This is a genomic window from Streptomyces sp. NPDC006372, from assembly GCF_040612515.1.
In the GTDB taxonomy this organism is placed as follows: Bacteria; Actinomycetota; Actinomycetes; order Streptomycetales; family Streptomycetaceae; genus Streptomyces.
Window position 1 is genome coordinate 247,757 of sequence record NZ_JBEXQJ010000005.1, and the last position, 16,880, is coordinate 264,636.

Sequence of the window (16,880 nt, forward strand, 5' to 3'; positions counted from 1 at the left end):
CTGGACGGAGGGAATCGACGAATGGGTGAACTCGACTTACAGCTCCGACGGTTACTGCAGTCATGCGGTGTGGAACATCTCGCGTTCTACGATCGCGACCGGGCGAAACTGGTCGTCGCCGAAAACTCGCAACCTCCGGAGAAAATGCCGGCCGCGCCCTCACCAAGCGGTCTGGAACGCGCCGGACGACAGCTCTTCTACATCCTCGAAGAACTGGCGCCGGATTTCGCGGAACTACGCACCGGAGCACTCATACGCACGGTGGTGCGTGTTCCGATGGGGGCACTGCTCTATCAGTCCGTCGCCATGGGGTTCAACCTCTGCTGCGCCACGCCGCGGGACCAGGTCACCGAGCTGATCGCACGTATGACGGAGGGCATCGACGACCTGAGGCCGGCCGTCCCTCTGAGCGTGCTTCCTCACCGCTCGTATCTGAGCAGGCACATGACCGCGAGTACCCGTACGGCGAAGCCGCGTACCACCGAACAGGTCACCGAGGTCGCCGACGCCGGCAACCCCTACACGGTGGACTCCGCGGCCGAGGCGCCCACCGAACTCCGGGACCTTCTGCGCACGGCCCTGGGCGTCGACGGCCTGCATTACGTGGCCTACTACGCCGCCGGTCTGCCCACCTGCACAGCCGACATCTTCCGTCACCGGGCCCTGGACACCCACTTCGGTGCCGCCACCACGCCCCAGCAGCGGCGGGACAAGTACAGCCTGCTCGGCCAGCTCCTGCCTGGCGTCACCCGCCGCATGGACACCTCCCTGCACGCCCTCCTGGAAGGCCGGATTCATCAGATCGTCCTGAACGTGGAGCAGGGAGCCGTCTACTTCCAGCACCTCAAGGAAGACCACTACCTGATCGCCGTCTCCCTGGACCACTCCCGGCTGGCGGAGGCGGACCGGCATCTCGAGCAGCTTGCGGCAGACCTGGCTCGCGAGTGAGGGCTTCGTCTCCCCGGTTCCGTGTTCCGTCCTCCGTCCGGCATGCGCGAGTGAGGTGATGCCGGAGCATGCACGTGCGGGGGGCTCGCGGCTGGTGCCGGGGCGCATGGTCCGCTTGCCTGACACGGCCTCGACCGGCGCGGGCAGGCTGAACGGCTCCTTCACGCGGGGCACGCCCCAGAGACACCTCTGGTCACGTGACCCCCACCTCCCCCTCACACTCTCCTGCGGCCGCGGCCGGGGCGGCAGGAGCCAGTGATCAGAAACCGACGCCGGGCACACCTGACCCGCTACACTGTCGGCGGCGGCCCAGGCTGCCGCCATGCCTTCGCCTTCGTAGCTCAGGGGATAGAGCACCGCTCTCCTAAAGCGGGTGTCGCAGGTTCGAATCCTGCCGGGGGCACCAGCCAAAAGGCCCCGGACCGATCATGGTCCGGGGCCTTTGACGGCAGGCTTTGACGGCAGTGATGCCTCACACCTTCACGATCGCGGTGGTTCTTCGGCTACCGAGTCGGTTGTGCGGGGCTCCACCCGGGCCCGAACCTGCGCTTCGAGGTGCACCAGAGCCTTCCCTGACTCCTTCACGTACTTGCGCCAGCGCTCCAGATCGATCCACAAGATCCACATCGGGAGGAGGGTGATGAACAAGAAGGCGATCGCGAGGGACCAGTAGATGAACTGAGCCTTCTCTGGGTCCGCCCCTCCCCCGCTGGCATCGCCAGTCTCAGCAAGCCACCTGAGCGCCGTCACGGCGCAACCAACCATGGTCACACTCAGATAGGCCCAAAGAAAGTACAGACTGAACTGCGGGAGTGCGCCTAGCCACCACCTCTGCGCCAGGGCCCATCGGCCTCGGGCATGATCCCAGCTTTCCTCGTCCGAGGCTTCCGACATGGCCACGACAGCTTCGCTGTACTGACGCCTTTGCTCCTCAACCCACGGAAGCACATGCTTCCGGATCTGCTGCATCTCAATCGTTCCGATCGCCCACAACACGGGGGCCACTGCTGCAGACGTACTGGCGAAGCTCTCCGTCATCCTCATCTCGCCATTGTGGGAGGGGATTTGGCGGCCACGTGAGCGTTTTGACGACTCACCCTTTTGTCACGCATTCGCTGGCCAGGCGGGCGCCTACGTGAGACACCCGCCGGCCAACACGTCGTCTAGGGGCCTTCCGTCATGCTGCAGGCAGCCGGCGCTTGAGCAGCCGGTCCATGTGGCTGATCGCCTCCCGCTGTGTGTCGTGCACGACGTGCGTGTACACGTCCATCGTGATGCTGATCTGGCTGTGCCCCAGGATCTCCATGATGACCCGCGGCGCGACGCCGGCCGCCGTCAGCAGCGTCGCGCAGCCATGCCGTGCGTCGTGCAGCCGGACCACCCGCAGCCCGGCATCGGCAGCCACGCGCGTGAACGACCGGTAGACGTTACGAGGCTCCACCGGCCGGCCGTTGCGCGTGGCGAATACGTAGCCCTTCTCGGACCACACGACGCCAGTCCGCGCGAACGCTTCCCGCTGCCGGAGCCGGTGCCAGCGAAGCGGCGCGATGCACAACGCGGGCATCGGGACCACGCGCCGGCGGCGGCTCTTAGGGTCGTCGTCGTACAGCGTGCCGCGCCGCCGCTGCGTCTGCTGACGTACGTGCAAGACGCGGTTGTCCAGGTCCACATCCGACCAGCGCAGGCCCACCAGTTCACCGCGCCGCAGGCCCATGGCGATGGCCAGGACGAACGCGGCGTAGAGCGGGTCTCGCCGTGCCGCCTCTAGGAAAGCCAGCGTCTCCTCCAGAGACCACGGACTGATCTCGCGTTGCTTCACTCGGGGCGGTTCCACGAGCGATGCGACGTTCCGCGTGATGAGTTCTTCGCGCACAGCGGCCGTGAGAGCGGTACGGAGCACGCGGTGCGCTTCCTTCGCGGTCGCGGCCGTGCTGGTGCTCTGCATGCGCGTAGTGAAGCGGCGCACGTCGGCGACGCTGAGCGACTCCAGCCGCTTGGTCCCCAGCAGAGGGACCAGGTAGCGGCGCACATGCATCTCGTATTTGTCGTACGTGCTCAGCTTGCGGCGCGGTTCGATGTACTGCGCCAGCCAGTACGGCAGCCACTCGGAGAGCTTGGCGGAGCGGGTGGGCGTCGGGATGCCCTGACGGGCGCGGCGCACCAGTTCCTGACGCTTCTCGTCGCACTCCTCCCATGTGTTGCCGTAGACAGTCTTGCGAGCGCGGGTGCCGTCCGGCTGAGGAACGTACACACGGCCCTCGTAACGGCCGTCCTTTCGCTGCCAGATGCTTCCGGCACCGTTCGGGTTTCGCTTGCGCGCCATCAGGCGGCCTCCTCAAGACGGTTCTTCATGTACGTGGCCACCGCGTCTGCCGGGACTCGGCGCAAACGGCCCTCGGTGAAGCTCGGGAGTCGCTTGCTCCGGATCAGGTCGTAGACCTTGAAGCGGCTCATCCGGAGCGCGCTCATGACCTCAGGAACGGTCAGGGCTTGGTGGCTCGTGGGCAGGGGGGAGTTCACGCAGCGACTCCTCAAGGGGTGGCCTGCAAACGGGTGGATTGAGTTGCCCTCAGGTGACCGCGCCTGTCCGAAGCGGGGATTTCTGCGTCATCGCGTCACCTGCGTCAATCAGGTGTCTGACCTGCGGGTTCCGGTGACGCAGCGGGGCGGGTCCTGCGTCACTGATGACACGGGCGCTCGTCGCGGGGTGACGCTGGTGACGCTGGATGACGCAGGATTCGCCGTCTGCGTCATCCTGCGTTGCCGCAGGTGAGCGGCCGTCTGTCGGGCCGGTGGTGACGCAGTGACGCAGATCTTCCCTACTTAGGAAAAAGAAGGGGTGGTGTCTGTGGGTCTTTTGCGTCCGCTCAGGGCTTGAAGAACGAGCCGCTTCGCGGCACCACCTGCGGGGGCGGCTGTCGCCGCCGAACAGCAAGAGGAGCACCCCCGGCGCGGCGTGCTCCTCTTGCTTGTCCGCCTGTGTGCGCGTGCGGTCAGAACGCGGTCTGCTGCTCGGGCGGCGGGGGCGGGGCCTGGCGGCTGAGTTCGATGTAGCGGGCGGCGCTGGTGCGGCCCCAGTCGACCAGGACGCCCCGCGCGGCAAGGGTGGGCTGGATGCGCCTGAGCCGGTCGGAGAGCACCTTGCCGGTGGTGGGCCAGCCCTTGGGCAGGGGGCGGCAATCATCGCCGCTGTAGAGGGCGGTCAGGGCGTGCAGCCACTCCGCAGACGTCATCCGCACGTCCTCGTCCGGGGTGAGTTCGCCGGCGTACTTGAGGACCGTCTGCGCCAGCAGGTCACCTTCGATCACGTCGTCGTTGAGGTCGTCCAGGCTGGCCCGGTAGGCCTCCAGCGTCCCGAAGCCGGTGGCCGCGTCGAGCTGCGCGCACAGGTGGGCGAAGTCGGCCATCCGCAGATCGGTCGGGGTCTCCGCCTGCACCGCGCGGACCTTCACGGTCAGGTCGAGCAGTGAGCCGAGGACGACGGGCAGGATCTCGGCGTACTCCGCCCACAGCTCCGCTTCGGTGCGCCGCACCCGGGGGCGTTCCAGGCGCAGGGTGAGGAGCCGTTCGGCGAGGTCGGGGCGGATCACGCCGACGTCGATACCGGTCAGCAGCATCGGGCGGCGGTAGCGGGAGCGGACGACGTCGCCGTCGGTGAACAGGGCGCGCTTGATGCTCTCGGCTCCGGTGATGACGCAGCACATGAGGTCGGACAGGTCCGGGGGCAAGTGGGAGAGGTTGTCCAGGGCGGTGATCCATCCGGCCGCGACCGCTGTGATCATGTTCTCTTCGTCCTTGGGTGCCCGGCGCAGGTCGCCGGTCATGCCCTCGATGATCCGCACGAGCATCCGCCCGCCGGTCGACTTGCCGGCGCCCTGCGGGCCGGTGAGGAACGGGGCGGGGACGGGCACGGACGGCTCCAGGCAGCCGATGAGCCACGCGATGGCCAGGGCCTCGGTCTTGGCGTCGGCGAAGTTGCACAGCCGCATCAGCAGGTCGATGCCCTTGCCGTTGGTGTCCTTGGCGGGCACGGGGAGCTCCCCGGTGAGCTGGGTGCGCCGCCAGCACACCTCCTCGGGGTCGGGGACGCGGATGTCCCAGCCGGTGGGGTGGATGCGCACGGACCGGCCGTCGTCGCGGCCGAGGTCGAGCCAGGTGGCTCCATCGAAGCCGGGGGCCACGCGGATGTGGGTGGGTTGTACCTGCTCGGTGAGGGCGAGTGCCTCGATCAAGTCCAACGCCTCCTTGAGGGCGGTTCCGTTGAAGACGCCGACCCCGTCACGGAAGAGGCCGACCATGAGTTCCTGCCGGTGGCTCCCGGTCGTGCCCTGGGAGCGGATCGGACGGGCCACGGGGTGGCCGGTGCGCTGGGCGTAGACGGTCCCGTCCACGGTGCGGAAGTACCGGAAGTGGGACTGGGCATAGTCGGTGATGACCTTGCGGGCGGGGTCCTTCTCGTCGTCGGACACGGTCACAGTCCCAACGCAGTGCGGGCGTTGTTCCAGGCATCCGTGCAGTGCCGAGCGGTTTCGCCCTTGGTCTGCGCGGCGGTGAACAGCCGGTTGACGTGAGTGTCGGTGAGGCAGCCACAGCGGCCGTGCCGGGACAACACGGCCAGGAACGTTGCGTACACGGTGGCGTGGATCGCGGTGCGGGCGGCGGTGATGCGCTGCTCCGCCATGGCGATCCCGCGTTCCAGGAAGACAGGCGTGCGGTGCGGACACAGCCCACCGGAGCGGGCGGGCATCGACACGGAGCAGGGCGCCGAACGGACGGCGGGCGGCTCCTTCACGGCCAGCGCGCGGACGGCGTCGGGAAGGGCGGTCATGGTGCCGGTGCCGGGGCCGAGGTAGCGGGTGTAGGACATGGTCGACTTGATGTCGACCCCGGGCCGGACCGCGTTGTGTGACGTCATGGTGCCCCGGTAGATCCAGTGCTCACCGCGCGTCGTCTGTACCGTCCGCGTGGCGGGCAGAGCGGTACGGGCCCACATGGTGGCGTCGGCGTTGTCGAGGTCGACCACGGTCAGCCCGGCGCCGCCAGGGTGGTAGGCGACGGCGACGGCCTGGCGCCATGCGGCCGCCCAGGCCGGGGAGGTGAGGACGGCCGGGTCGATGGTGGCGGCGGCCCAGGCGTGGCAGACGCCGGGGCACTGGCACGGGCCCGGGGTCTTCATGTTCGGCCGGCCGCCGCACGCGTTGTTGGTGCAGTCGGGACAGTTGCCGAACGGCACCTTTCCAGCTCGCAGGGGCAGGGGCGGGAGGCCGTGCGCGGCCAGGGTGAGCGCGGTGCCCATGAGGCCGGGAGTGGGCAGGGCTCGCCGCTGGAGGGTGGCTTGGGTCATGCTGGTTGTCTCCAGTTCCTAGGAGTGGTGCTGGAACAAGGGCGGCCCCAAGTTCTTGGCGGAATGGGGGCCGCCCTTGGCGTAGCTACTGGTCGTGCAGGCAGGCGTACTGCTGGCGGACGTAGGCGCGGGGGTCGCAGATCACGCCCGGCTGATCCATGTCGAGCAGGGACACGGCCGCCGCGTGGGCGGTCTCGGTGGCTTCGCTGAAGAGGTCGTGGGGTTCGTCCATGAGCGCGATGCGGTCCAGCAGGGCGGCCTTGCGCAGGTAGAAGTCCCGATCCAGCTCGGTGAAGCACTCGGCCGTGGCGATGGTGCGCGCGGTCCAGCCGATCTCGCTGACGATGCTGGGGGCCTTGGCGTACGCCTGCTCGGGGGTGGGCCAGTCCGCCGGGTCGGGGAGGTGGTCGGCGGTGAGGTAGAGGCGGATTTGCGCGCCGTCGCGGGTCCGGCGCCGGCGCACCGTGCTGGTGGCGAAAGCGGCGGTGAGTGCGGTGGTGACGCGGTCGGAGTCGGCGGGGTCGCAGACGACGCGGATCTCGAACACGGGGGCTCCTGTCAGCCGTTGAAGTTGTTGCGCTTGAAGACGGCCTTGCGGATGTTGAAGGTGTTGCCGCCCTTGTGGCCGCTCGCGCCGAAGACCTGCACGGCGATCCATCCGCCGAAGATGACGGCGGCCAGGGTGATGAGCTGGGTGATGAGCGCGGTCAGGGCGGTGATGAAGGTGGTGAGCAGCAGCAGGCCGCCGCACACCGCGAGGGCCCCGACGCCCCCGAGGGCGACGTTCACCGCCGCGCGGGAGACGGTCGGCTTGGCCGCGGCCGGCTCGGGCTGGACGGGGCTCATGGCGTAGCCGGTGACGACACGGCCGTCCGGAAGGACGATGCTCGCGACCGTCGGCACGCCGTACGGCTGGACGGGGATGAGCGGTGCCGGCGTGACGGCGGCCGGGGTGATGGGGGTGGGGTGGTGGACTTCCACGGCCCTCTCGTCGGGGGCCTGGCCGTGCTGTTCGGAGTGCATGTGGAATCCCTTCCGGTGCCGGTTCAGGGAGGCGAAGGCACCCCCTTCGGGGTGCGCTATGGAGGGGTGTTTTTGGGGGTCTGACCTGCGTGCCTCCCTGACTCCCTGATGGATCATTTGTGCAGCTCAGGGGCAGGGAGGCGGGTCAGGGAGGGGGTTAGGGAGTTCTCCCTGCCTCCCTGACCCGGGCGGGGTCGCTTCCCTGTCATTCCGAGGCAGAAGCGGAACCCTCGTCGTCGCGGTTGGCGAGGGCGCGGGTGAGTCGGTCGTGGCTGACGACCATGACGCCATCGGACTTGTAGGGCTCGGCGCCGGTGCCGTCCAGGACGCGCTTGAGGTCGATGAACGACCACTTGCCGTAGGCGTCGGCGTTGAGGTTCGCGAGCCGCTTGAGGACGTCCTGCGTGCGCAGCCGCGGCGCGTCCCCGAGTACGCCAGCGATGTCGGTGAGCGGGTCGCGCTCCTCGCCGCGCTCGATGGCGTGCAGGGTGGTGAGGCCGTCGCGCAGGGCCTTGGCCCGGTCGGTGATGGCTTCGGCTGCGTCGTCGTCGATGTAGTGCGTGCGCACCGTGATGGACGACTGTCCGGCCGGGATGGCGATGCCGTCGGACGCGACGACCAGGGTTCCCCGGTCCAGGCCTGGACGCAGCAGGTTCGGAGCGGCGCCGCCGTCAACGGCCTTGTCCCCCAGCGCCATGCGGGCCTGTGACTCGGTGCCCAGGGCGAGGGAGGCCCGGGTGTGGGCGCCCTCGCGCACGAGCTTGGGCAGGTTCTCGTTCGTCGGGTCCTGGGTGCCCTGCCACATCAGCACGTTCACGGCCCGCCCCTGATTGTGGATCTTTCGGACGGCCATGAAGTACCGGGAGTTGGCCTTCGACCCGCCGTACGGCCGCTTGTCCTCGTCCTTGGCCGGGCACATGAACGCCACCTGCGCCTCGTCGACCAGCACGATCAGCGGCGGGAACGTCGTTCCGGGCGGGGCCTGGATACGCCGGTTCATCTCGTCCACGGCGCCCTCGACCATCTCCGTGACCTGGATGACGTGCTCATCGGTCGGGCCCTGGATGAGGGTGGTGGCGAGCCCATCGAACATGGCCCAGTCGCCCACGCCCTTGAGGTCGCCCATGAGGAACTGCACCGACTTGTCCAGCGACAGCCACAGTGCCAGCGACCGGAGTGCGACGGTCTTGCCCTGGTTGGACAGGCCCGTGATGAGCAGGTGGCGCTGGTACAGGCCCAGGGCTGCGGCATCGCCGCGCAGGTCCTGACCCCACGGCGCCTTGCCCTTGGCGTAGTCGGCGGTCATCGTCTCGTCGGTGACCAGCGGGGACGGGCCGATCGGCTCATCCAGCGCCCCGGAGTCGGCGACCCACAGGCGGACCGTGCGGGCGGCCTGGGGGATGGTGATGAACACTTCGTGCTCGTGCCGGGTGAGGTTCTCGGCGAGCTTGCGGCGCCGGTTTTGCACCTCGATCGTCGACACCCCGGACGGGAGGGTGACGTCGACCTCGACGCCACATCCGGCGATGCGGATCGGTCCGAGCATCGAGGCGCCGGCGTCGCCCATCTCCTTGATAGCTCGCGCCAGGGCCGGGACGCCGAGGTCGCGCAGTGCCTTGACGACGATGGACGGGGTGATCGGCTCCCCCTCGCTGTTGCGGACGTTGTCGGGCAGGGCCCAGTTGGGTGCGGCCTGCTGCTTGCGGCCGACCGACCACAGGGCGAGCAGGGCGAAGAGCGGGCCCAGAGTGATGGCGTAGGGCCAGACCACCTGGACGATGGTGATGAGCAGGCCGATGAACTCGATCACCGCAGTCAGCGGGGTGATGACGTCGGCGACGTCCTTGGTGTTGAGGGCCATCACGATGCCGAGGGCGACCAGGGTGCCGATGCTCATCCCGGTGCCGATGGCGGCGCCCTTGGCCACGTCGACGGGCGAGGTCAGCAGGTCCATGCGGCGGCGGTGCCGGGCGTCCCGGAAGCGCTGCAGGCGTTCCTCCCACTCCTCAGCCAGCTCGTGGTTCCCCGCGGATTCGGCCGCCCGGATCATGCGTTCGTAGCGGGATCCGGTGCGGCCGTCCCAGGTGCGGCGGGCCACGATCCGGCCCCCGTTGAACGTGTACATCCCGTGCCGGGCGACCGCCCGGACGGTGGTCGCGGTGCGCTCGTCGGTGGCGACGCGCTTCACGGCCCGACCGGAGCGCACCCACAGCGGCACCCGGGCCGGCGCGGGGTCGTCGGGCACCACAGTGAGCGTGGTCACCGGTGCGTCCTGCGAGGGGGGTTCGGGGTCCTTGTGAAGGCGTACGACGTTGTCGGACATGCTGAGGGTGCTCCTGACTGCCCCCATCGGGGGCGGGAGTTGAGGGAGAAGCCGGGGGTGGCCTGGTCTGGGCAGACGAGGGGCCACCCCGGCAGCACTGGTGAGGGCGTGCGGTGTCAGGCGGCGCGGGCGCCAGGGACGAGCTTCTCGGCGAGGTACTCGCGGCTGTGCGCCTCGTTCTCGTCCAGCTCCACCAGCTGCTCGTGTTCGCGGGCCTGGCGGCGGGACTGGCGCTCGATGCCGAGCTGGGCGCGGGTGTTGCGCACGATCCGTTCCAGGACGCCCTTGCGGCTGAACTGCATGGCGTGCACCAGCTCGTGTACGAGTGTCACGGCGAAGTCGGCCGGGGTGGGGTGCTTGTCGGCGTTGATCAGGATCAGCGTCGATCCGTCGGGGCGTGGGCTCGCTGTTGCCTGGATCTCGCGGGCGGTGTGCTTGGCCTGGCGGGTGGCGCGGTTGAGGGCGCGGCGGTCGGCGGCGCCGGCCAGGGCGATGTCAGCGGCGACCATCAGTTCGGCCATGCCGCGCTCGTTGGTCAGGATGACTTCCACGTCCGGCATGCGGCCGGACACGGAGCGGCTCACGAGCTTGACGGCCTGCTCGGTCAGCCGCTTGGAGGTGCGCAGGGTGGAGCCGTAGCCGGGCAGCTTGTGCGTGCTCACCGTGGTCTTCAAGACTGTCTCCGTCTCGGGGACTTGCCGCAGGTCAGGCGGCGGATTCGTCGGGGTAGGCGCAGGTTCCGCACATGCCGAGCGAGGGCGGGATGACGTAGCCCGCATCCCGCCGGCATTCGGGGCAGGTGCGGCGGGCGGTGTTGGCCTTGGCGAGGGCCGCCCACTTCGCCGGCGTCATGGGACGTACCGGCTTGGCGTCGTCGACGCGGTAGAGATAGGCGACCAGCGGCCCCCGGCGGCGGCGCGGCCGTTCGAGCTGAGCGGCCACGTCCTGTCCGCCAGGCCGCAGGCCCTGCGCGCGGAGTTGGCGGCGGGTGGCGTATCCGTCCGGGGCCAGGCGCCACCGGAACACCGGCAGCGCACCCATCAGGCCACGCGCTTCCACGCGGCCCGCAACCGGACCTCAGAGGCGGAGTGGCCGGCAGTGCGGAAGCGGGCGGCCATCTCGCGGTAGGACAGGGCGGGGACCTCGCTGTGGCGGATCTCGTCGACCAGAACGTCAAGTGCCTCGTCGGTGAGCGCGGGTCCCGACTCCAGTGCGGGAACTGCCTCCGAGGGTCCCCAGACGGGCAGTTCCCAGCGGGGTGTGACGTCGGGCGTGACGCGGCTCGTCACGCTGGTCAGCGCCCTGGAGGTGTCCTCACCCTGGCGTGCCTTCTCCAGCGTCGACCACGCCTCGGCGAGAGCCTCGGCGGTCTTGGCCTGGACGTGTGCGACGCGGGCTCCGGCCTGCGTCACGGCCGTCAACCGGGTCTCCTCCGTGGCGGCGTCGGACCGCAGCCGGGCACGGGCCACGGCCGCCTCGTCGCGCGCCTCCTGCTGAATGCCCTGGATCGCATCCAGCACATCCGGGGTGAGCGCGGTGCGCTCCCACAGCCCATGGACCAGCCACAGGGCCTTGGCCGCCAGGGGCAGCCAGGAGACGGCGAGCCAGGCCCCGATGGAGTCCTTGTCCGCCATGAGCGCGTGGGTGACCAGGACACCGGTCGCGGCAGCCCCGAACACCCAGCCCACCACGGTCACCGGGGTGCTGTGGTCGCCTTGAGCGGCTAGACGGCGTTCGTAGGCGAGGGTGGCCAGCCAACCGCCGTCCAGGCCGAGACCGACGACCAGGGCGACACTCTTGGGCATGGCCTCACCAAGCCACATAACGACCACGGCGAGGGTGAGCACCATGGACACCGCCGTCATCGCAACCGCGGGAAGCACCGTCTTCGCTCGCGCGAGTCGCAGCAGGTTCGCTGCCTTCACAGCGCCCCTCCTGCCGTGAGCAGGGCAGCCAGGATGAGCAGCGCCCCACCGGCGCAGGTCAGGTCGACCGCGCGGCGCAGGCACGTGTACTTGGCGACCGCCAGCCGGGAGAGTCCGGCGATGTCGGCGGCCTGGTCGGTGGCGACGGCGTCGGTGATCTCCTCGGCGGTGAGCGTGGCCCACAGCGGGAACCCGTGCCGGCCACGCAGGTTCGGCCGGGCCGAGCGCAGCAGCAGACCGGCCGCCGCGACCAGCAGCACCATCCCGACCCCGCCCGCCACATAAGCGGGGACAGTGAGGGGCAGGTCGCGGGCGACCGTCCAGGCGCCGGCCAGCACCGCGCCGACGAACGCCAGCAGCAGACCGGTCTTGGTGTCGGTCCGCGAGATCTCCGCCTTCACCTCAGCGTGCGCGGCGGTCAGACTCCGGGTGGTGCTCATGCGGCACCCCCGGGCATGGTCGCGGCCGTGGTGCGGTTGGCCAGGGCGATGCGCGCGGCCAGCGCCCGGTTCCGGGCCCGGCGGATGCGCCGGTTGTCCAGCTCGGTCGGGATGCGGTCCAGGGCGATGATCTGCGCGTCCAGCAGGTCAACGTCCGCCAGGATGACGGGCATTTCCTGCTCGATCGCGTCCAGCTCCGCGTCCGTCGGCTCCATGAAGTCGGCGAACGCGGTAACAGCGTCCTGAACAGTAACGATGTGGCTCATTGGGTCGTGTGTCCTCTCAACAGGTACGGCCCGACAGCGCCCCCGGAGGTGCAACTCCGGGGGCGCGCCGTTTACGGGATGAACAGGTCTGAGGTCAGCGGCCCTGCGCCCAGCGGAACAGGCCGACGACCGAGTCGGTGACGTCGGTGACCCGGCCCGACTCCAGCTCGTCGGCCCGGGTCTCCATCTGCTTCGCGGCGGTGTCCTTGCCCCGGCTGCGCAGCACCTTCGCTGCCTCACGGTTCTTCGAGGCCTGTGCCTTCAGGCGGTCCATGAACAGTCCTCTCGATATTGGACGGGTGAAGCCCACGCGGCTCCCCTCAGCGCTGCTCGTGCGCGACGAGCAGCGGAGGCAACCGGCCGCAGCGAGGCTGCGGAGATCGAGTTGCGCTGTACCTCACACGGGAACCCGTGTGGCCGCCTACTTGGCCGAGGAGAGGCGGCGTAATCCCCATTGAGTTGTCAAAGAGCTTCCGGCAAGGGGCCCGCCCCGAAAGGCGAGCTATCCCGAACCGGTACGACCTGGAAGCAGCCCAAAGAAGACCCTTCCGACTCGCTGTCCTAGGACTGCGAGCGGCTTGAGATGACAGTGCCACGCTGTCCTAGGACTGTCAACAGTCCTAGGACTATGTGGTTCACTGGCTTGGTCGAGAGGAGTTCTGCGTGGCACCGAAGTGGCGCGACCTGGCGGACAGGTTCGCGGAGCAGATCAAGAGCGGTCAGTTGCCGCCGGGCGCCCAGTTGCCCCAGATCAGAGAGCTAGTGGAGGCGGGGGAAGGCTCAAAGGAGACCGTCCACAAGGCCTACAAGGCCTTGGAGGCCGAAGGCCTTGTGACTTCGACGCGCGGACACGGCACCGTCGTGCGTCCTCGCGCTGCACTCAAGCGGCTGGGTATCGCCCGTTACGACAAGGCGAAATGGCGCGACGGTGACGAGGTCGCGTTCATCGCTGACCGGGTCGCTTCGGGACGCACGTACAAGCGCAACGAGCAGACGCAGACCGTGAGCCGTGTCGAGGCGGACGACCTTGTTGCGGAGGGGCTGGGTGTCCCAGTCGGCTCCGAGGTGTACGCACGCGCCCGACTCGTGAAGGAAGGGGTCCAACCGACTCACACCCTGACCAGCTACTACCGGCCGGAGCACGTTGAGGGGACACGCATCGTCGACCCCACCCCGGGGCCCGCCGGCCGTGGCGGCGGGTACCGGGTCCTCTACGACGCCGGATACGAGATCGACCACATGAGGGAGGCCCTGTTCGCCCGCGTCCCGACCACGGACGAAGTGCAGCTCCTACAGCTCCCCGCCGGCGAGCCCGTGGTCGAACTGCACCGGACCACGTACACCGCAGACGGCACGGTGGTTGAGTTCGCGGTGGGCGTTCACGCGGCTTCCCGCTTCGCGTGGGAGTACGACTTCAAGGTTCCCGACTCAGCGCAGGGCACGAAGGGACAGGAATGATCTCGGCACAGGCATGGGCGGACGCTCGACTGCTGTGGGACTACCACTTCATGCACCATGACCCACGGCCGTGCTCGGTGGCGGTGGGGCTGGGTAGTCACGACCTTGGTGTGGCTGACGTGACAGCGGAGCTGTACCACCAGGGCATGGCGCCGGTCATCGTCTTCACGGGGGCCACCAGCCCGACGACCCGGGCGCGCATGCCGCGCGGTGAAGCTGTTCACTACCTCGACCGGGCGTTGGAGCTTGGGGTGCCCGAGTCCGCGGTGCTCCTGGAACCGCGTGCCACGAACACCGGCGAGAACATCGAGTTCACGAAAGCGGTGCTGGCAGAGGCCGACATCAAGGTCTCGTCCGTCCTGCTTGTGAGCAAGCCGTACGAAGAGCGGCGCTCTTACGGCATGATGCGGAAGCTCTGGCCCGAGGTCGAAGTGGTGTGCGCGTCCACACCGATGGGCTTGGAGGAGTACGCCGACTCAATCGGAGACGCTCGCATGGTGATCGACATGATCGTGGGAGCCCTGCAACGAGTGATCGTCTTTCCCAAGTTGGGTCTGGCCATCAAGCAGGACGTGCCAGACACCGTTGTAGCCGCCTTTGAGCGGCTGCGCGTCGAAGGCTTCACTAGCCGACTCATGCCGACTGACGTTGCTGCCCGCTCCGACACGTGATGCTGGGGCGGCCAGCAGACAGTTCTAAGCTTCGCCCTGCACTTTCCCTGCCTCATCAAGACCAGCGCCCAGCGGCGCAGTGCACGACTGAGCCCGCTCTGCCGACTTCATCCCGCACTAACCTCGCTTCAGGGAATCATGAAAAAGCAATAGCCCCGGCTCGGATGCCGGGGCTATCTGATCTCTGATCACTAAGCGAGCGCTCAGACGATGCCGGAAGCTGACGTTGAGGCGGCGGCAACTTGACGATCAACCTCTAGCTGGGCCTTGTGCAGTGCCCGCTGAGCTGCCTTGATCGCCTTTTCGTCGCTACGCGCCTCAGCGAGGGCTAGCCGGGCTTCGGCATCAGTCAACCTGCGCTCAGCCTCGACCACCGCTGTCCCCAGTGGCATGGCGCGCCACCTCCTTTCGCTGCCGACACTAACGCGTGGCTTTGAGAACCGACAGTCTACGTGACACTCACCTCACCACAGCACCACGGGTTGACCAACTATTCCCCATGGGCTTGTACCCTCAATTAGCTGGGGGGGAACGTTGTCCTCGCTGGTGTCCACCACAGCCCACGATGCGACCGGCCAATCTGCGCTTTGCAGCCTGTCAGCAGCTTCCTCTACATCGCCGAGGGCATCCGAGATGATCTCGCTAGGCAAGAAGCGTCCAGTACTCAATGCCCTCGAACGCATACGTTCAGTAGCCACCTCGACTGCACACATCGCTGCGAGAACATGCACATCGCAACCAATCTCGGTGAGGTCGGCCACCCACTCGTCCACATAAACGGCTCGCCCTATGCTGTCGACGGCCAGGTCGTTGCTTGACTCAAGTGCGCGACGGTAATCAACTCCATACGTCAGGTGGACCGCCTCGCGCTGCACAACTCCCGACCCCAACCCATGGGCGTACTCAGGCAGCTTCTCTCGGATGTCATCTGCCGAAACAACCAGAAGCCCCTCACCAGCGCCGAGTTGTACGCGATGAACGTCAACCATGCGCCTGAGGCATGTCGTCTTCCCTGCCCCCGGCATGCCAATGAAAATGTATGCCTGACGCCTTGACGACCGGAGTTTCGGTTGCACGACCGGAAGGCAGACTTGTGCGTGCACATCATGTCGACTCAACCGCCATGCCCCATCCTTCTCGTAGACATGGGCGGTCGAGACCAGCCCGTTGGCTGACTCGGTCTCAAGTATCGCTTTCAACGGCGGATCGTCTCGGCATACCTGCTCTACGTAGGCGTCTTCGACCCACCAGTTACGCGCATAGTGCGCCGCGTCGGTACGCCACTCCAAATATCTGCGCTCGTCTTCGGAGTAAATGACGCCCTCCTAAGATCTGGCCACACTTCCATGATCTGCCGGGTACTTCGACGGCGCCACTTGAGGCTGGGGGAAGCAGCGGGGTGACGGCAGTCGTTGACGGCAACACCAGCGAACGTTGCCGTACTCGGAGGGCCGACCGCACACCATCCGCAGGAGACGGGCACGCCTCGCCGCTGACCAGCGGAGCGCCCGAATGATCTCCTAAAGCGGGTGTCGCAGGTTCGAATCCTGCCGGGGGCACCAGCCAAAAGGCCCCGGACCGATCATGGTCCGGGGCCTTTCATCTACTTCTGACAACAACCGGATCGTCGAAAGCAGTCCCCCGAGTCGAACCGCACGACCGGGACACCCCGGTCGTGCAGCTCACTGATCACCACGTCGGCCGTGGGGTCGTCCAGATTGGTGACGACCGGCACCGGACCGAGATCGCTCACTGGTCGGTGTCGTTCCCGGTGTCCTGGTCACCGCCGCCGCTGCCACCGGGGCCTGCGCCGTCCGACGGGTTACCGGTGCTGGTCGCCGGATTCGTGCCACTGCTGGTGCCGTGCTTCCCCATCTCCAGCACATGGCCGTCGGCGTCGAAGTAGCGAGCCGTCTGGGTGGTTCGGTCGAGCTCGACGCGGGCGTAGCCCGACGCCATCGCCGGATACGGAGCCATGCGCCGCACGCCCCAAGGGGACTGAGTGACCGCGCCGGACGGCAGAGGCGTCCCGGTCGGAAGCCGACGCTTCGGGGGGACTCGTCTCAGTGGCCGCCCTCGACATCGGCGGCCTGGTGCGCGGCATCGCTGGGCTCATGGGCCGGAGCGCTCACGAGGGTGGCCAATCAGCGAGCGCAGCACCGGCACCGTAGAGCCGGCCGCGGTCAGCCCGGCCAGCACAGCGCCCGATAGGGGGACATCCGTCAGCGCGGTGAGGCCGCCTACCACCAGCCCGAGGACGAGCGCGGTGAGCAGAACGACGGTGGTGTGCAGGGACAGAAACGGCGGCTCCGTTTCAGAGCCGCTCCGGCCGGGCTGCGCCGGCGGCGGTGTCATCTGGGTCATGCCAGCACCATCCCCCCAAGCATCCCGCTGACCTGCATCAATCGAACAAGCTGAGTCCTAGGCCGATCAGGACCGCCCACCATCGCACACATCACCGTCGCGTTCCGGGTCGTTTCGC

At 68.2% G+C, this 16,880-nt stretch carries 20 protein-coding genes, 1 tRNA gene and 1 pseudogene; 4 read left to right on the forward strand and 18 right to left on the reverse strand.

Going from position 1 to position 16,880, the window contains the following annotated elements; genetic code table 11:
* The first annotated feature begins 69 nt into the window (after nt 1–69).
* Nucleotides 70–948, forward strand: a complete 879-nt coding sequence (locus tag ABZ016_RS12540) for a hypothetical protein (RefSeq protein ID WP_356916538.1) — start codon at nt 70–72, stop codon at nt 946–948.
* A gap of 330 nt (nt 949–1,278) precedes the next feature.
* A tRNA-Arg gene (locus ABZ016_RS12545) sits at nt 1,279–1,354 on the forward strand.
* A 74-nt stretch (nt 1,355–1,428) separates the two neighbouring features.
* On the opposite strand, the gene ABZ016_RS12550 is transcribed toward ABZ016_RS12545, so the two are convergent.
* The 14 genes from ABZ016_RS12550 to ABZ016_RS12615 all read right to left on the reverse strand — a co-directional run bounded on the left by ABZ016_RS12550 (nt 1,429) and on the right by ABZ016_RS12615 (nt 12,543).
* The gene (locus tag ABZ016_RS12550; RefSeq protein ID WP_356916539.1) at nt 1,429–1,992 is read right to left on the reverse strand and encodes a hypothetical protein; all 564 of its coding nucleotides are present in this window, start codon (nt 1,990–1,992) and stop codon (nt 1,429–1,431) included.
* 133 nt (nt 1,993–2,125) lie between these two features.
* Nucleotides 2,126–3,271, reverse strand: coding sequence for a site-specific integrase (locus tag ABZ016_RS12555; protein WP_356916540.1), 1,146 nt, complete (start codon nt 3,269–3,271; stop codon nt 2,126–2,128).
* Complete coding sequence (locus tag ABZ016_RS12560) at nt 3,271–3,468, reverse strand: helix-turn-helix domain-containing protein (RefSeq protein WP_033271141.1); 198 nt, start codon at nt 3,466–3,468, stop codon at nt 3,271–3,273. Before ABZ016_RS12560 ends, ABZ016_RS12555 begins: the two co-directional genes overlap by 1 nt.
* 473 nt (nt 3,469–3,941) lie before the next feature.
* Nucleotides 3,942–5,417 carry an ATP-binding protein gene (locus ABZ016_RS12565; RefSeq protein ID WP_356916541.1) on the reverse strand — a complete coding sequence of 492 codons (1,476 nt, stop codon included), beginning with the start codon at nt 5,415–5,417 and terminating at the stop codon, nt 3,942–3,944.
* Between the two features lie 2 nt (nt 5,418–5,419).
* A complete protein-coding gene (locus ABZ016_RS12570; protein WP_356916542.1) occupies nt 5,420–6,292 on the reverse strand; it encodes a bifunctional DNA primase/polymerase in 873 nt (290 codons plus the stop codon).
* 85 nt (nt 6,293–6,377) lie between these two features.
* Nucleotides 6,378–6,839, reverse strand: a complete 462-nt coding sequence (locus ABZ016_RS12575; RefSeq protein WP_356916543.1) for a hypothetical protein — start codon at nt 6,837–6,839, stop codon at nt 6,378–6,380.
* Nucleotides 6,840–6,850: 11 nt separating this feature from the next.
* Nucleotides 6,851–7,315 (reverse strand): hypothetical protein, encoded by a 465-nt coding sequence (locus ABZ016_RS12580; protein ID WP_356916544.1) that lies wholly within the window; start codon nt 7,313–7,315, stop codon nt 6,851–6,853.
* A gap of 205 nt (nt 7,316–7,520) precedes the next feature.
* Nucleotides 7,521–9,638 carry an FtsK/SpoIIIE domain-containing protein gene (locus ABZ016_RS12585; protein ID WP_356916545.1) on the reverse strand — a complete coding sequence of 706 codons (2,118 nt, stop codon included), beginning with the start codon at nt 9,636–9,638 and terminating at the stop codon, nt 7,521–7,523.
* Between the two features lie 116 nt (nt 9,639–9,754).
* The gene (locus ABZ016_RS12590) at nt 9,755–10,312 is read right to left on the reverse strand and encodes a hypothetical protein (RefSeq protein ID WP_356916546.1); all 558 of its coding nucleotides are present in this window, start codon (nt 10,310–10,312) and stop codon (nt 9,755–9,757) included.
* A 31-nt stretch (nt 10,313–10,343) separates the two neighbouring features.
* A complete protein-coding gene (locus ABZ016_RS12595; RefSeq protein WP_356916547.1) occupies nt 10,344–10,679 on the reverse strand; it encodes an RRQRL motif-containing zinc-binding protein in 336 nt (111 codons plus the stop codon).
* Nucleotides 10,679–11,503 carry a protein spdB gene (locus tag ABZ016_RS12600; protein ID WP_356916587.1) on the reverse strand — a complete coding sequence of 275 codons (825 nt, stop codon included), beginning with the start codon at nt 11,501–11,503 and terminating at the stop codon, nt 10,679–10,681. Before ABZ016_RS12600 ends, ABZ016_RS12595 begins: the two co-directional genes overlap by 1 nt.
* 56 nt (nt 11,504–11,559) lie before the next feature.
* Entirely contained in the window at nt 11,560–12,003 is a 444-nt protein-coding gene (locus tag ABZ016_RS12605) for a Pycsar system effector family protein (RefSeq protein WP_356916548.1), read from the reverse strand.
* On the reverse strand, nt 12,000–12,269 hold the full coding sequence (locus ABZ016_RS12610; protein ID WP_356916549.1) for a DUF6284 family protein: 270 nt from the start codon (nt 12,267–12,269) through the stop codon (nt 12,000–12,002). The genes ABZ016_RS12605 and ABZ016_RS12610 overlap by 4 nt, the downstream gene beginning before the upstream one ends.
* 94 nt (nt 12,270–12,363) lie before the next feature.
* Entirely contained in the window at nt 12,364–12,543 is a 180-nt protein-coding gene (locus ABZ016_RS12615; protein WP_356916550.1) for a hypothetical protein, read from the reverse strand.
* Nucleotides 12,544–12,932: 389 nt separating this feature from the next.
* Here ABZ016_RS12615 and ABZ016_RS12620 point away from each other — a divergent pair, with 389 nt between their 5' ends.
* Complete coding sequence (locus ABZ016_RS12620; protein ID WP_356916551.1) at nt 12,933–13,727, forward strand: GntR family transcriptional regulator; 795 nt, start codon at nt 12,933–12,935, stop codon at nt 13,725–13,727.
* Nucleotides 13,724–14,398, forward strand: coding sequence for a YdcF family protein (locus tag ABZ016_RS12625; RefSeq protein WP_356916552.1), 675 nt, complete (start codon nt 13,724–13,726; stop codon nt 14,396–14,398). The genes ABZ016_RS12620 and ABZ016_RS12625 overlap by 4 nt, the downstream gene beginning before the upstream one ends.
* Before the next feature lie 464 nt (nt 14,399–14,862).
* Here ABZ016_RS12625 and ABZ016_RS12630 read toward each other — a convergent pair whose 3' ends face one another.
* The 4 genes and pseudogenes from ABZ016_RS12630 to ABZ016_RS12645 all read right to left on the reverse strand — a co-directional run bounded on the left by ABZ016_RS12630 (nt 14,863) and on the right by ABZ016_RS12645 (nt 16,762).
* Entirely contained in the window at nt 14,863–15,687 is an 825-nt protein-coding gene (locus ABZ016_RS12630; protein ID WP_356916553.1) for a zeta toxin family protein, read from the reverse strand.
* A gap of 347 nt (nt 15,688–16,034) precedes the next feature.
* Nucleotides 16,035–16,151, reverse strand: a pseudogene (locus tag ABZ016_RS12635) (ATP-grasp ribosomal peptide maturase); the annotation flags it as partial.
* Nucleotides 16,148–16,375 carry a putative ATP-grasp-modified RiPP gene (gene tgmA, locus ABZ016_RS12640; RefSeq protein WP_356916588.1) on the reverse strand — a complete coding sequence of 76 codons (228 nt, stop codon included), beginning with the start codon at nt 16,373–16,375 and terminating at the stop codon, nt 16,148–16,150. The pseudogene ABZ016_RS12635 and the gene tgmA, both read right to left, overlap by 4 nt.
* A 135-nt stretch (nt 16,376–16,510) precedes the next feature.
* Nucleotides 16,511–16,762: a hypothetical protein gene (locus tag ABZ016_RS12645; protein ID WP_356916554.1), complete on the reverse strand. Its 252-nt coding sequence runs from the start codon at nt 16,760–16,762 to the stop codon at nt 16,511–16,513.
* Between the last annotated feature and the right edge of the window lie 118 nt (nt 16,763–16,880).

Coding starts and splice junctions, on each gene's coding strand:
- ABZ016_RS12550 (WP_356916539.1), bottom strand. CDS start 1,992: ATGAGGATGACGGAGAGCTTCGCCAGTACGTCTGCAGCAGTGGCCCCC.
- ABZ016_RS12555 (WP_356916540.1), bottom strand. CDS start 3,271: ATGGCGCGCAAGCGAAACCCGAACGGTGCCGGAAGCATCTGGCAGCGA.
- ABZ016_RS12570 (WP_356916542.1), bottom strand. CDS start 6,292: ATGACCCAAGCCACCCTCCAGCGGCGAGCCCTGCCCACTCCCGGCCTC.
- ABZ016_RS12580 (WP_356916544.1), bottom strand. CDS start 7,315: ATGCACTCCGAACAGCACGGCCAGGCCCCCGACGAGAGGGCCGTGGAA.
- ABZ016_RS12585 (WP_356916545.1), bottom strand. CDS start 9,638: ATGTCCGACAACGTCGTACGCCTTCACAAGGACCCCGAACCCCCCTCG.
- ABZ016_RS12595 (WP_356916547.1), bottom strand. CDS start 10,679: ATGGGTGCGCTGCCGGTGTTCCGGTGGCGCCTGGCCCCGGACGGATAC.
- ABZ016_RS12600 (WP_356916587.1), bottom strand. CDS start 11,503: ATGACGGCGGTGTCCATGGTGCTCACCCTCGCCGTGGTCGTTATGTGG.
- ABZ016_RS12605 (WP_356916548.1), bottom strand. CDS start 12,003: ATGAGCACCACCCGGAGTCTGACCGCCGCGCACGCTGAGGTGAAGGCG.
- ABZ016_RS12610 (WP_356916549.1), bottom strand. CDS start 12,269: ATGAGCCACATCGTTACTGTTCAGGACGCTGTTACCGCGTTCGCCGAC.
- ABZ016_RS12615 (WP_356916550.1), bottom strand. CDS start 12,543: ATGGACCGCCTGAAGGCACAGGCCTCGAAGAACCGTGAGGCAGCGAAG.
- ABZ016_RS12625 (WP_356916552.1), top strand. CDS start 13,724: ATGATCTCGGCACAGGCATGGGCGGACGCTCGACTGCTGTGGGACTAC.
- tgmA (WP_356916588.1), bottom strand. CDS start 16,375: ATGGCTCCGTATCCGGCGATGGCGTCGGGCTACGCCCGCGTCGAGCTC.
- ABZ016_RS12645 (WP_356916554.1), bottom strand. CDS start 16,762: ATGACCCAGATGACACCGCCGCCGGCGCAGCCCGGCCGGAGCGGCTCT.